Genomic DNA, 12,805 nt, shown 5'->3' on the forward strand with positions numbered 1-12,805 from the left:
TTGCGCCCGGTAAGCCCACCAAAAACAGTTTTCAGAAAAAGGCAACTTTTTGTATCTTATTATTGTCCAAAAGGGTAGAGGTAAAATGCGGGATATATCCAGAGATATCATCATACAGGCGTCAAAAGGCGATATGAATGCCTTTGAGCGGATATACAAATCAACGTCCGGCTTTGTATACAACGTGGCCCACCGGATAGTAAATAATAGAGACGACGCGGAGGAGGTTGCACAGGAGGTATTTCTCACAATATACCGCACGCTCAAGGGCTTTCGCTTTCAGGCCTCTCTCAGGACCTGGATATACAGGATTACCGTCAACGCCGCAATCAACTATTCCAGAAAAAGATCAAAGAAGGACAACGCAGCGGCCGAATACAGTGAGAATCTGAAGAGGCCGGGCATGGATGATGAACTGGAAGAAAAGATTGACAAAGAACATCGGGAAAAGATTGTTAGTTCCATGTTGAAAATCCTTAACCCCGAACAAAGGGCCTGTGTGGTATTAAGGAATATTGAATGCCTGAGTTATCAAGAGATTGCTGAGGTCTTGGACATAAATATCAATACGGTGCGTTCCAGACTTAAAAGGGCAAGAGAACAATTAATGGCGCATGCAAGATACAGAGGTGTTAAAAATGAACTGTGACAAGGTACAAGAACTACTCCTCACTGATTATCCGGACGGCGAGATTACTGTAGATACGCGGGAACAGGTGGAAAGGCATCTGTTTGCCTGCGCACGCTGTCGGGAGTTTGAGAGAGCAGCCAGGCAAACGGCCTTTGAACCGTTTAAGGACGCGGAGGGCATCCCTCCGCCTGAGTCGCTCTGGTACCGGATAAAAGATACAATCGCAGAAGAGAGGGACAAACAGTCCTCAGCGAACGTTTTTACGAGGCTAAAACGTTCATTTTCCATTAAGAGACCCGTATTTGTTTTATCCACAGCCATGCTGATTCTAATTATAGCCGCGTCTGTAACAACATTACTGATGTCCCACCGACAGTCAAACCCTCAAGATGTTGTTAATGATTATCTGGAGGAGCAAATTCAGTACCTGGCATATTTCGATGAGGAAAACGGTGGTACTAATATGGATTATGTGGTTAACATAGAGGACTATTTTTCTTCAGAATGAAACTTTTGGGAGCCCTTGCCTGTCTAAACTATTGAAGGCAGACAAATCTTTGAAACACATTGAGGACACAGGGAGCCATGGACACTAAAACACAGATTTTAAAAAGGGCCGTACCGTTAATGCTGGCAGTAATGTTTCTTTCAGCCTCTCCGGCGTATGGAAAATCCTTTGGGGGAGGACACGGCAAGGGCGACAATCTACGTCACTTCAGCAAGGCCGATTTCATTAAGGAATTGGGCCTTACAGACACCCAGCAGGCCGAGATTGCGCAACTTCGGACGGAAAGCCGCAGGAAAATGATAGAAACACGAATGCTGCTGAAGGACAACCGCCTGAACCTGAAAGACGTACTGAGAAAATATGACTCGGACCGAAGCGAGATAGACCGGATTACCTCAGAAATTAAGCTTCTAACGGCGCAGCTCCTTGATGAACGGGTCGCTTCAATTCTACGGTTGAAAGAGATTCTGAACCGGGAGCAATTTGAGATATTTCAGGAAAAAGTAGCCGCCGCAAGAGAGAAGAGGATGGGTCGTCGAGAGAAAGGCCGGCGGCACGAGGAAATGAGTCCACGCAGAGGTGAGCGGGAGGACCACAAAGAACCGGAATAAAGGCAGGCCGGAAGGCATCAACCTGGAGGCCGGCGTGGCGGGTTCTGCACCCGCCGCAGCGGGCGAGAAGCTGGTCGACGCGGTGGGCGAAGGTATTAACCTGCTTTGTGCGCCGCGCGAAAGGGTAAAATGCTCTTAAGAACATTCAACAGGCGCGGCATTCAGCTAATTAAGGTCAGACCTTCCCTCACGACGGTGGTGGTTCGTTTATGAGGAGCCAGTATAATTCCAGCTGCCTGACCGCTTCCGTAAACTGTGCAAAATCCACCGGCTTGCGGACGTAGCTGTTTGCGTTCAACTTGTAGCTGCAGAGCATGTCTTTCTGCTCGCTGGACGTAGTGAGCACTACCACGGGAAGGAGCTTGGTCCGTTCATCCTCACGTATCCGCTGCAACACTTCCAAACCGTCTATCTTCGGCAACTTCAGGTCCAGTAAGATGAGCTGCGGCATATCTCTTGTGTCGCGCCCGGTGTGCGCGCCGGTCCCGAACAGATAATCCAGCGCCTCGACGCCGTCCTCCGCTACCACAACCTCGTTCAGGATGTTGTTCTGCTTGAGCGCGCGCATGGTCAGCGCCACGTCATCAGGGTTGTCTTCCACCAGTAGTATCGCCCTTTCAGTCAAGGTGCACCTCCCGTTGTTCGGTTGCTGTTAAAGCGTAAAATAGAACGTGGCCCCCTTTCCTACTGCGCCCTCAGCCCAGACATGGCCGCCGTGCCGGTGGATTATCCGTTGCACGGTGGCGAGTCCGATACCCGTACCCTCATACTCTGTTGCGGCATGAAGCCGCTGGAAAGCTCCGAATAGTTTACTGGTGTAGGCCGTATCGAAACCCGCGCCGTTGTCGCGCACGAAATATGCAGGCTCACCTTTATGCTCTGTAAAACCGAATTCTATTCTTGGACGTTCACACTTTCCAGTAAATTTCCAGGCGTTTCCCAGCAGGTTCACAAGTACCACCCGCAGCAGTCTCTCGTCCCCGTCTGCGACAAGACCGTCCTTTATAACGAACTCCACCTGCCGTTCGGGTTGTGTCTTCTGAAGCTCGGCGGCTACGGTTTGCGCCATCGCGCTCAGGTCAACCCTCTCATGATGCAGCTCGTTGCGCGTTACTCGTGACAGGTTAAGTAAATCCTCAATAAGTTGTGCCATACGCTGGCTGGCCAGCCGCACACGGGTAATGTAGTCCTGTGCCGTCTCGTCGAGCTTCTCGGCGTAGTCCTCCACAAGCGCCTTGCTGAATCCGTCGATGCTCCGTAACGGCGCGCGCAGGTCATGAGAGACCGAGTAGCAGAAGGCCTCCAGCTCCTTGTTCGCGGCCGCCAGCGCATCGCTCGTCTTTCTGAGATAGTCGCGTTGCTTCCTGAGCTGTTCCTCGGCGTACTCGTGCGCTGTGATTTCCGTGGAAAGTTCCCCGGCCATAGTATTGAAGCTGTCGGCCAGGTCGCCAATCTCATCTCGACGGGATATGTTTACTCTCTGCCCCAGGTCCCCTTCCGTAAACCGCCTTGTTGCGTCCCTTAGCCTCTTGATGGGCCTTGACGTCGAAGCGGCAAATAAGAATGCCACGCTGACAACCGCCGCGACACTGACCAGGCCTACTATAAGCGCTAAGAGGCCTATCATCTTTACCGGGGCAAAGGCCTCTGACTCGTCTATCTTCGCAACAAGCCCCCAGCCCAGGGAGGGGATGCTTTGATATGCGGCCAGTACCGTAACGTCCCTGTAATCAGGGGCTATGAGCGCCCCGCTCTTCCCCTCCAATGCCAGTCTCATGGGCTCGGCCCCGGTAGAATCCACCGGGATACTCAGCGTCAGCGGTGCATCAGGCGCATACAGCAGGGGTGAGAGGAATTTGATCTCATCCCCCGTCTTATTCCCCAGCAACACCTCTCCGGTCTCACCCAGCCCGGCGCGGTTGCCTGCAATCTCATTTAGAAATACCATATCATAGTGGTTGATGAGGACGCCTGACGGCTCGTCACTCCCCCTGGCGCTAATAGGCGCGGCAATACAAATGGAATTCGCTTCCAGGTAGGGCGTGTAGTGCGGGCTGCCAAAATAGGTTTCAGCGTAGTTTTTATCCACGGTTTTCGTATATGCTACATCATGGTTGGACATTACATTTCCAATTAGCGCCTCATGTGTGGATGCAACTACCCTGCCGTTCAGGTCCACGACTTCTATTTCCTTAAGATAGGGGTCAAGCGGTTTCTTGTTCTCTAATAGATGTTTACTCAGGGCAGTGGCGGTATCGTCCTTACCAGGTCCTCCAAGCCTAATTTTATCAAGGCTGTCTTTTATAAACTCGTCAGAACTGAAGTCTATGGTTCTTTCCTTCTTGCCCTCCATAAAGGCCTCAAGGTGAGCCTTTCTCGACTCCGCGACCGTCGTCAACCGGTGCAGCGTCTCTTCCTTCAGCGTCCTCCTCGCATGGATGTAGCCCAGGGTGGAGATTAAGACGATGGGTATGAGCGAGATGCAGAGTGTAAAGATTAGCAGTTTGGCCTTTATCGACTGGAACGGGTTTCGCTTTCGACCCGCTGAGCCGGTATCCGGCCTGGCGTGATTTTTCGAGGGCATCTTTTCCATAACAAATTAGTCCTACAGGTCGCAAGCTGGTGGAATGAGCTATACCCCCGGCAGGATTAACCCCCGGCCGCCGGTCAATCAACCGGCATGGTGTTGCCTTAATACCCTTACTTCAGCCAGCCTGCGGCGTCCTTCGCCCAGTAGGTGATGATTATATCAGCACCTGCCCTCTTGATAGACGTAAGGATTTCAAGGGCCGTCTCCTTCTCGTCAAGCCAGCCCATCTGGGCGGCGGCCTTTATCATCGAGAATTCACCGCTGACGCTGTATGCCGCCAAGGGATGGCTGAACTCGTCTTTTATCAGGCGGATGATGTCAAGATAGGGTAATGCCGGCTTTACCATAACGATATCGGCGCCTTCTTCGATGTCTATAGCGACTTCGCGGAGCGCCTCCCGCGCGTTAGCCGGGTCCATCTGGTAGGTGCGCCTGTCCCCGAACTTCGGCGGCGATTCAGCGGCGTCCCTGAAGGGGCCGAAAAACGATGAGGCGTATTTGGCGGCGTACGACATTATAGGGACGTTCTGGTAACCTGCGTCGTCTAAAGCCTGCCTTATCGCCCCTACACGGCCGTCCATCATGTCACTGGGAGCGACCATGTCGGCGCCGGCCTTTGCATGCGACAGCGCGGTCTTCTTAAGGAGTTCAAGCGTGGCGTCGTTATCAACGTCAAACTGCCCCGTATGCTCGTCTTTCACTATGTGGCCGCAGTGACCGTGGTCAGTATACTCGCACAGACAGACGTCCGTGATTATCAGTATGTCCTTTGTCTTCTCCTTCAGGGCCGCTACCGCCTCCTGCACTATGCCGTTCCCGGCATAGGCGCCGGTGCCCTGGGGGTTTTTTGCCTCTGGGATTCCAAAAAGAATAACACCGGGGATGCCCAGCTTTTCAAGCTCCACGGCCTCCTTTGCCAGGACGTCGACGGACATCTGATAGTTGCCCTTCATGGAGGGTATTTCCTTCTTCACGCCCTTACCGGGCCTGACGAAGAGGGGCATTACCAGGTCGTTTATGCTGAGGTCTGTCTCCCTGACCAGCCTTCTGATGGTTTTACCGCCGCGAAGTCTTCTGGGACGGTAGCCTGGAAACAGCATGTGACAGTATTCCCCGCTTAAAGTAATCGGCAAAACGGATATTATAGGGTTGCCGCGCAAGCATGTCAAACCGTTTGTACTTGACAACATTTATGCGTAAAGTTAAAATTTATGTAGAATTATAAATGTACATAAGATATGCATATTACTTGGCTTAGAATGGCCCGCAATGGAGCTCTTGAAGAAATACCGAATCAACATAATCCTCTTCATTTGTACCGCAGCGACTACTTACCTGGTTAACGGCCCTTATTACTCAATGGCCATAATGACCATACTGCTGTCCCATGAGATGGGTCATTTCGTGATGTGCAGGAGGCATGGGGTGGAGGCGACGGCGCCCTTTTTTATACCGGTTCCCTTTCCGCCCTTCGGCACGTTTGGCGCGGTTATTAGGATGAAGGGCTACATTCCCAGCAAGAAGGCGCTTTTTGACATAGGGGCGTCCGGCCCGCTGGCCGGGATGGTCTTTGCCGTTCCCGCCGTTATAATTGGTCTCACCCTTTCAGAGGTGCGCGCGGTGCCTGCCGCCGGAGATACACAGTATCTGGGGCTTGGTGAGCCGATACTGTTTACCTGGCTTGCGGGGCTTGTAATCGGAGATGTGCCTGAGGGGTTTGACATATATCTCCATCCGGTCGCCTTTGCGGGCTGGGCCGGGCTGTTTGTGACCGCCTTAAATCTGCTGCCTATAGGGCAACTTGACGGCGGCCATATCATCTATGCCCTGTTAGGAAAAAAGAGCCAGTTAGTCTACAAGCTGGGCATTTTTGCGTTCTGTTTTATAGCGGTGTTTTATTATCCGGGATGGATACTGTTTTGCCTGCTGTTGCTTGTATTTGGCTTTCGTCACCCCGCGCCCATGGACGAGGCTACCGGTCTTGACATGAGAAGAAAGCTCCTGGGTCTGGCCATGCTCGTCTTGTTCGTGCTGTGTTTCACGCCCTTTCCGCTGGAATTTGAGGCACCCTGACAGGGATTGCTGCCTGGCCCATAGAAAACCGGCACCATTTAGAGATTCAACGCTATGAGAAGAAAGATAGTAGTAGCCATGAGCGGCGGCGTCGACAGTAGCGTGGCTGCGTATCTGCTGAAGGAGCAGGGCCACGAGGTGACAGGGCTCTTCATGAGAATGGGCAACCTCTCCGAGCCGGGCACAATAAATGAATCCAGGCGCAGGAGTTGTTGCAGCCTGGAGGACGCATACGACGCAGAGCGAGTGGCAGAATCCCTCGACATCCCTTTCTATGTGCTGAATTTCAAGGAGGCGTTTGAGGAACTGGTTGACTATTTCTGCGCGGAGTACGCGCGGGGCAGGACGCCCAACCCGTGTATAGTATGCAACCAGAACCTGAAATTCGGCAGACTGCTCAAATTTGCACAGGAGATTGGCGCATCCCACCTGGCAACCGGACATTATGCCAGGCTGGAAAGGGTGGCTGGACGATACGCGTTAAAGACGGGCCTCGATACTCGAAAGGACCAGTCCTACGTGCTCTTCCCCCTGTCACAGCGGCAGCTTGCCCATGCCCTGTTCCCCCTGGGCGGGATGACCAAGGACGAGGTACGGAAAAAGGCCGCGCAGCTGGGCCTCAAGACCCAGGCAAAGCCCGACAGCCAGGAGATATGTTTCGTACCAGAGGGTGGTTATGGAGAGGTTATACGAGAACGATATCCCGGTAAGACCAGCGGTTCGGGACTTATAAAGGACACCCGGGGCCGGGTATTGGGGAGCCACCACGGTATCCAGTTCTTCACAATAGGCCAGCGCAGGGGGCTTGGCATAGCCACGGGAGAACCTTGCTACGTGGTGGATATAGACCCGACAGAGCGGACAGTAACCGTGGGAAGGAGCGAGGAGACGCTTGCATCCGAGTTCCTCGCTAAAGGGCTGAACTGGGTTGCCATTGAAAGACCTGGGGGCAAAACCCCTCTCAGGGCGGGCGTAAAGATACGCTACAACCACAGGCCCGCCCCGGCTGACATATACCCCCTCACAAACGAAAATGAGGAGATGGTCAGGGTGGTGTTTGATGAGCCGCAAAAGGCCGTCACACCCGGACAGGCCACGGTCTTTTACGATGGCGACGTGGTCCTGGGGGGCGGATGGATAGAGAGAAGCGCCTCCTTAACTAACGTCACACTGGAGTCTGGCTCGCGTTCTTGAGCACAAGACACAATATTGAGGATGAAAATTCGGATGAAAATACTAATCGTTATTTCCATGCTGGTTTTTACGGTCATAGCCGCCTCTCCCGTACTCGCTGAAGTATACACGGACGATGAGATTGCGGACGCCATCTTTAAGGCGGAGGGCGGGGAAAAGGCCGAGTTTCTCTACGGTATCAGGTCTGTTTCCTACAAGGATAAGGCCGACGCGCGCAGGATCTGTCTCAATACCATAAGGGACAACCGCAGGCGGTACACCGAGTACGGGCACAAGGAGTATCCCACCTTTCTGGAGTTCCTGGCCTCCAGGTACGCCCCCACTAGTGGGAAGGGTGTGGGCGAGTACGCGAAAAAAGTGAATAAAAACTGGATACACAACGTCCGGTTCTTCCTGAAAAAAGGCCGAAAGAGGTAAAGATATCGTTTTGATTTAAACGCCCTGCGTCCAGCTCCCTCTTTAATTGACAACCGGCCCGCGCGTAGAACAATCTACTTGAAAATGGACGTGAAAACTGCTAACTCTTCTGCATGGACAGTATAGCCAACGCGCTTCAGGTCGTCTCCGGCTTCGTATTCGGCTTACCACTGGTGGTGCTTATACTGGCCACCGGCTGCTACTATACAGTACGCCTCGTTTTCCCTCAGGTACGCAGAATTCCCCACAGTATCGCCATTACAATGGGGAAGTACAGCAAGGAGGGGGACCCCGGCGACGTCACCCATTTCCAGGCCCTGTGCGCGGCGCTTTCAGCAACGGTCGGTGTGGGCAATATCGCAGGCGTGGCGACTGCGATACATGCCGGCGGGCCGGGGGCGTTGTTCTGGATGTGGGTCTCCGGTTTTCTGGGGATGGCGATAAAGTACTCGGAGTGCACCCTGTCGCAGAGGTACAGAGTACACCACGCCGACGGCACGGTAAGCGGCGGCCCCATGTATTACATTGAGAGGGGCCTTGGGCCGCGCTTCAGGTGGCTGGCCGTAGTGTTCGCGTCGTTCGGGCTCCTTGCAACACTCGGCGGGGGCAACATGGTACAGTCCAACTCAGTGGCGATTGCATTTATCGACCAGTTCGCACTGACGAAATACCATGCTGACACACCACTCTCGACGCTTAACGGGGGCAAAGGCATCACGCTCGATGGGGGCGCAGGGTTTCAGGTGATACTCAACGATGGCGATTCGTTTGTCGTAGAGTTGTCAAGGGCAGAGACCGTGGGCCACTTCCTTGGGCTGATTAACAACAACCCCTCAAATCACGGCCGCGTAACGGCCTTCATCGCCCTCGACGAAGACAGTATTATATTAAACGACCATACCCGTGGCGACGGCAGGTTTTCGCTGCAGCCGTACGGCGGGACAAACACCCTCAAAGAGCTCGGCTTCCTCAAAGAGGGGAGGACACTCAACCACCTGTCAGATAATGAGATAGGCACTGTGGTACCGCAGAAATTGGCCTGGCGCGCGATAATAGGTCTTGTTCTATCCGGCATCGTGGGTGTGGTAATTATCGGAGGCATCAGGCGCATAGGGAAGGTGGCGAGCCGTCTCGTGCCGGTTATGAGTGCAATATACACGGCCGGCGCCCTGGCGATTATCCTCTGGAATATTACCAGCGTACCTGAGGCGTTTCACCTGATATTCAAGCATGCGTTCACGCCGACGTCCGCGGCGGGCGGGTTTGCGGGGGCTACGGTGCTCTATACCTTAAACTGGGGGATAAAGAGGGCCGTATTTTCAAACGAGGCAGGTCTTGGGAGCGCGGCTATCGCCCATGCGGCGGCGCGGACTAAGGAGCCCGTGCGGGAGGGTCTTGTGGCGCTGCTTGAGCCCCTGGTAGACACACTGATACTATGCAGCCTGACCGGTCTCGTTATTATAATCAGCGGGCAGTGGATGAGCGGCGCGGACTCGTCCGTGCTGACAAGAAACGCCTTCAACGCGGGCCTGCCCGTCGTCGGCGGCTTCATAGTTACCACCGGGCTGATACTCTTTGCCATATCAACGGCAATAAGCTGGTCGTATTACGGCGACCGCTGCGCCCAGTACCTGTTCGGGCCGGTGGCGCTCATACCTTACAGGTGCATTTTTCTGCTTTTTCTGTTCACGGGAGCCATGACGCAGCTGCGCTTCGTGTGGGGTTTCTCGGACATTGCAAATGCAATGATGGCCTTTCCCAACCTTATCGCACTGGTCGCGCTCAGCCCGGTGGTCCTGTACCTGACGAAGGACTATTTTTCCAGACAACACCGGAGGGCGCACCGGTGAAACGCTCGGTCATACGGACTGTCCCCGAACACTCGCTGGAACTAATCGCGATCTTTGCGGCCTTCACGGGAGCGACGGCTGCCTGTCTGGCCGTCTTGTTCTTCATCTTTAACGAAATAACCGTCCCCAACGTTGTAAACTGCATCATACTGGGATTCGTTGTAATAATGGGTATGGTAAGGCACGACCGGCTGGGCTGGTTCAGTGTAGAGATAGGGTCGGCTACAAACGCGCTGGTATTCTTTATTTCTTATTGTCTTGTGGGAAGTGACTATAGCATCAACTACATGTATGCCATTGGCTTTACCCTGTCAATGGGCACGGCCGGCTACTTCGCGAGCGTAGCGGCACAACAGTCCTACGGCCTTGAAAAGGGTCCCGACCGCCTCGAAAAAGAGGATTTCCCGCATATTACGAAAGAAGAGGTAGAGGGTGGCAAAACCGGCGCACAGACACCGCTTGATTTAAAGGAAGGTTAAAACCGGTATAAACTGCCATGCTCAACCATTCGATAAGAACGGGACTCAGCTTCGGCCTGACCTCGGGGATTATAACGACACTGGGGGTCGTTGTAGGCCTGCACGCAGGCACTCATTCAAAAATTGCCGTTCTCGGTGGCATATTAATTATAGCAATAGCTGACGCCTCCTCGGACGCCCTGGGTATCCACATCGCTGAGGAATCTGAAAACATCCACACACAAAAGGAGATATGGCAGGCGACAATCTCCACCTTTGTGTTCAAGTTCTTCTGCGCGCTAACGTTCGTCGTGCCGGTACTAATGCTGGACCTGCAGACCGCAGTTGTAGTGAGTGTGATATGGGGATTGTCGGTGCTGAGTATCCTGAGCTACATAATCGCCAGAGAGCAGGACAAAAAACCCTGGGTCATAATCGGAGAGCACCTTCTAGTTGCGGTAGCGGTAATCTGCGCCACTCATTATATTGGCGACTGGATTTCCTCTACCTTCACATAAGCCGTTGCAGAACGCGCCGCGTCGCACCCGCCTTACAATGTAGTATTCGAGCTCGCCCTACGCAATGCAGAGTAAACTCTGCCACTACAAATTTTATCGGTTGGGAGATACGTTTTTTGTCCTCGCAAGGCCAGAGCCCTGCGGCACCCCCTGCTGTCTTGCCGTCCTTGGTTGCCCGCTGCCGGGGCCGGGATTCTCCTTACAGTCCCAACTCTTCTTTGATTGCTTCCTGCATGCCCCAGGTGTCCTTTTCTGTCTGCTCTCCCTTCTTGTTCCAGTATTTTGTCTTGCTAACCTGCTTGCCGTCTTTGAAGGTCTGCTCCATGCGCACCTCGCCGCTGTCGTAGTATGTCCGGACTACACCCTCCAGTTTGTCGTCCTTATAGGTTCCCTCACGGTAAAGCGGCCCGGTAACGTGGTACTCCCTGGCCGGACCCTGCTTTACACCATCAACGTAGATCCACTCTCCTTTAAGCGACCCACCGTCCAGGTACGTTTTGAGCATCCCGTGGAATTCGCCGTTCCTGGCCTTCACCTCCCACTTTAAGTCTCCACTCTTGTGGTAATGCTTTATCAGACCTTCCTTTACGCCGTCTTTGTCGGTCCACACCCCCTCCAGCCGGCCGTTATCGTAGCACTTTCTGACCGTGCCATCCGATTTTCCGTTCTTGTAATTGCCTTCAACTAATATCCTGCCGTTGTTATGGTAGGCCTTTACGGGACCGTTCTTGACGCCGTCCTTGTAGTTCTCTTCGACTAGCAGCGTTCCGTCCTTATTATATTGCTTGAACACACCGTCTTTTTTGCCGTCCTTGTAGTTTTCGATGGTTTGCACCTGTTTATTGTCATAGTACGTCTTGAACTCGCCACTCTTTTCCGTCTCCTTCTTCTCCGCGGCCTGCCTTTTCTCTATCATTTCGTCGAACGTATCCGCTTCCGCACTGACTACACCCAGACAAATCATCGTTGTTGCTATCAGCAGGAGAACCAGATTCTTCATATCATACTCCCTTGCATTATTCGCCCAGACGGTGCCATCCCGAAACAATTATGTCTCCAGATATTTTATACTGACAACCGGCTTTTTATACACTAAATCTGAAATCAATCATGTCGCCGTCCTGGACCTGGTAGGTCTTGCCTTCCAGCCTGACAAGCCCCTTTTTCCGGGCCTCCGCGACTGAGCCGCACTCGATAAAGTCCTTAAAGGATACAACTTCCGCCCGGATGAATCCCCTCTCTATGTCGGTATGGACCTTGCCCGCCGCCTTCTGCGCGACCGTACCCCTCTCCACGGTCCATGCCCTTACCTCGTCCTTCCCAACGGTGAGAAACGAGATAAGGCCAAGATGTTCATAGCAGACGCGGATGAGCCTGTACATGGCAGGTTCCTCGATGCCAAGGTCCTTAAGAAATCCCTCCGCTTCCGCATCGCTCATCTGCGCTATCTCCATCTCAATCTTTCCTGCCGAAGATACCACGGGGAGTTTGAATTTTTTGGCGAGGACCTCCTGCTCTGTAATCCCTTCCCTGCCGAGGGAATCCTCGTGGATGTTTACGAGCATGACCTCCGGCTTGATTGAGATAAACTGGAGGTGTCTCATCGCAATGTTTTCTTCTTCGCTGAAGTCAAGCCTTCTCAGGGGGATTTCTTGCTCAAGAGCCTCTTTGCATCGAAGGAGGACGTGCCTTTCCTCTTCATTTTGTTTCTTGCCCCTTTTTTCCGCCTCTTTCATGCCGCCAAGCCGGGTGTCTATCAGTTCAAGGTCGGACAATATAAGCTCAAGTTCGACGGTCTCAGCATCCCTCTCAGGGTTAACGTCACCCAGGGGGTGGGCAACGGAGTCATCTTCGAACTCCCTTATGACATGGACCACGGCGTCAACGTCCTTAATCATGTCAATGACCTTTCTGTTCTGCCGGGCATCACCCCTTGTTATGCCCAGGTAGTCTAC

15 protein-coding genes are annotated in these 12,805 nt (G+C 53.3%); 10 read left to right on the top strand and 5 right to left on the bottom strand.

Annotation, left to right across the window (positions count from 1 at the left end):
* Positions 1–85 precede the first annotated feature (85 nt).
* The 4 genes from NOU37_06215 (at position 86) to NOU37_06230 (ending at position 1,889) form a co-directional block, all read left to right on the top strand.
* Positions 86–649, top strand: coding sequence for a sigma-70 family RNA polymerase sigma factor (locus tag NOU37_06215; protein ID MCQ4574826.1), 564 nt, complete (start codon positions 86–88; stop codon positions 647–649).
* On the top strand, positions 639–1,139 hold the full coding sequence (locus tag NOU37_06220) for a zf-HC2 domain-containing protein (protein MCQ4574827.1): 501 nt from the start codon (positions 639–641) through the stop codon (positions 1,137–1,139). Before NOU37_06215 ends, NOU37_06220 begins: the two co-directional genes overlap by 11 nt.
* A gap of 77 nt (positions 1,140–1,216) precedes the next feature.
* Positions 1,217–1,750 carry a hypothetical protein gene (locus NOU37_06225; GenBank protein ID MCQ4574828.1) on the top strand — a complete coding sequence of 178 codons (534 nt, stop codon included), beginning with the start codon at positions 1,217–1,219 and terminating at the stop codon, positions 1,748–1,750.
* Positions 1,719–1,889, top strand: a complete 171-nt coding sequence (locus NOU37_06230) for a hypothetical protein (protein MCQ4574829.1) — start codon at positions 1,719–1,721, stop codon at positions 1,887–1,889. The genes NOU37_06225 and NOU37_06230 overlap by 32 nt, the downstream gene beginning before the upstream one ends.
* Before the next feature lie 48 nt (positions 1,890–1,937).
* Here NOU37_06230 and NOU37_06235 read toward each other — a convergent pair whose 3' ends face one another.
* The 3 genes from NOU37_06235 to hemB form a co-directional block, all read right to left on the bottom strand.
* Positions 1,938–2,351 (bottom strand): response regulator, encoded by a 414-nt coding sequence (locus tag NOU37_06235; protein ID MCQ4574830.1) that lies wholly within the window; start codon positions 2,349–2,351, stop codon positions 1,938–1,940.
* A gap of 51 nt (positions 2,352–2,402) precedes the next feature.
* Positions 2,403–4,343, bottom strand: a complete 1,941-nt coding sequence (locus NOU37_06240) for an ATP-binding protein (protein MCQ4574831.1) — start codon at positions 4,341–4,343, stop codon at positions 2,403–2,405.
* A 107-nt stretch (positions 4,344–4,450) separates the two neighbouring features.
* A complete protein-coding gene (gene hemB / locus NOU37_06245; GenBank protein MCQ4574832.1) occupies positions 4,451–5,473 on the bottom strand; it encodes a porphobilinogen synthase in 1,023 nt (340 codons plus the stop codon).
* Between the two features lie 136 nt (positions 5,474–5,609).
* On the opposite strand from hemB, the gene NOU37_06250 reads away from it, so the two are divergent.
* The 6 genes from NOU37_06250 to NOU37_06275 all read left to right on the top strand — a co-directional run bounded on the left by NOU37_06250 (position 5,610) and on the right by NOU37_06275 (position 10,850).
* Positions 5,610–6,413 carry a site-2 protease family protein gene (locus tag NOU37_06250; GenBank protein MCQ4574833.1) on the top strand — a complete coding sequence of 268 codons (804 nt, stop codon included), beginning with the start codon at positions 5,610–5,612 and terminating at the stop codon, positions 6,411–6,413.
* 54 nt (positions 6,414–6,467) lie between these two features.
* Positions 6,468–7,607, top strand: a complete 1,140-nt coding sequence (gene mnmA / locus NOU37_06255) for a tRNA 2-thiouridine(34) synthase MnmA (GenBank protein MCQ4574834.1) — start codon at positions 6,468–6,470, stop codon at positions 7,605–7,607.
* A 33-nt stretch (positions 7,608–7,640) separates the two neighbouring features.
* Complete coding sequence (locus NOU37_06260) at positions 7,641–8,024, top strand: hypothetical protein (protein MCQ4574835.1); 384 nt, start codon at positions 7,641–7,643, stop codon at positions 8,022–8,024.
* A gap of 113 nt (positions 8,025–8,137) precedes the next feature.
* A complete protein-coding gene (locus NOU37_06265; protein ID MCQ4574836.1) occupies positions 8,138–9,874 on the top strand; it encodes a sodium:alanine symporter family protein in 1,737 nt (578 codons plus the stop codon).
* Positions 9,871–10,353: a hypothetical protein gene (locus NOU37_06270; GenBank protein ID MCQ4574837.1), complete on the top strand. Its 483-nt coding sequence runs from the start codon at positions 9,871–9,873 to the stop codon at positions 10,351–10,353. Before NOU37_06265 ends, NOU37_06270 begins: the two co-directional genes overlap by 4 nt.
* A gap of 17 nt (positions 10,354–10,370) precedes the next feature.
* Positions 10,371–10,850: a hypothetical protein gene (locus NOU37_06275; protein ID MCQ4574838.1), complete on the top strand. Its 480-nt coding sequence runs from the start codon at positions 10,371–10,373 to the stop codon at positions 10,848–10,850.
* A gap of 199 nt (positions 10,851–11,049) precedes the next feature.
* Here the strand turns inward: NOU37_06275 and NOU37_06280 are convergent, their stop codons facing one another.
* Positions 11,050–11,850, bottom strand: coding sequence for a hypothetical protein (locus tag NOU37_06280; GenBank protein MCQ4574839.1), 801 nt, complete (start codon positions 11,848–11,850; stop codon positions 11,050–11,052).
* A gap of 85 nt (positions 11,851–11,935) precedes the next feature.
* Positions 11,936–12,805: DUF933 domain-containing protein (locus NOU37_06285; protein ID MCQ4574840.1), on the bottom strand; the 870-nt coding region annotated here is incomplete at its 5' end.

Source organism: Candidatus Bathyanammoxibius amoris, from assembly GCA_024451685.1.
Lineage (GTDB): Bacteria > Planctomycetota > Brocadiia > Brocadiales > Bathyanammoxibiaceae > Bathyanammoxibius > Bathyanammoxibius amoris.

Excerpts from the sequence above, each read along its gene's own strand:
- NOU37_06220 (MCQ4574827.1), top strand. The coding sequence starts at position 639 with ATGAACTGTGACAAGGTACAAGAACTACTCCTCACTGATTATCCGGAC.
- NOU37_06280 (MCQ4574839.1), bottom strand. The coding sequence starts at position 11,850 with ATGAAGAATCTGGTTCTCCTGCTGATAGCAACAACGATGATTTGTCTG.
- NOU37_06265 (MCQ4574836.1), top strand. The coding sequence starts at position 8,138 with ATGGACAGTATAGCCAACGCGCTTCAGGTCGTCTCCGGCTTCGTATTC.
- NOU37_06215 (MCQ4574826.1), top strand. The coding sequence starts at position 86 with ATGCGGGATATATCCAGAGATATCATCATACAGGCGTCAAAAGGCGAT.
- NOU37_06250 (MCQ4574833.1), top strand. The coding sequence starts at position 5,610 with ATGGAGCTCTTGAAGAAATACCGAATCAACATAATCCTCTTCATTTGT.
- mnmA (MCQ4574834.1), top strand. The coding sequence starts at position 6,468 with ATGAGAAGAAAGATAGTAGTAGCCATGAGCGGCGGCGTCGACAGTAGC.
- NOU37_06275 (MCQ4574838.1), top strand. The coding sequence starts at position 10,371 with ATGCTCAACCATTCGATAAGAACGGGACTCAGCTTCGGCCTGACCTCG.
- NOU37_06260 (MCQ4574835.1), top strand. The coding sequence starts at position 7,641 with ATGAAAATACTAATCGTTATTTCCATGCTGGTTTTTACGGTCATAGCC.
- NOU37_06240 (MCQ4574831.1), bottom strand. The coding sequence starts at position 4,343 with ATGGAAAAGATGCCCTCGAAAAATCACGCCAGGCCGGATACCGGCTCA.
- NOU37_06225 (MCQ4574828.1), top strand. The coding sequence starts at position 1,217 with ATGGACACTAAAACACAGATTTTAAAAAGGGCCGTACCGTTAATGCTG.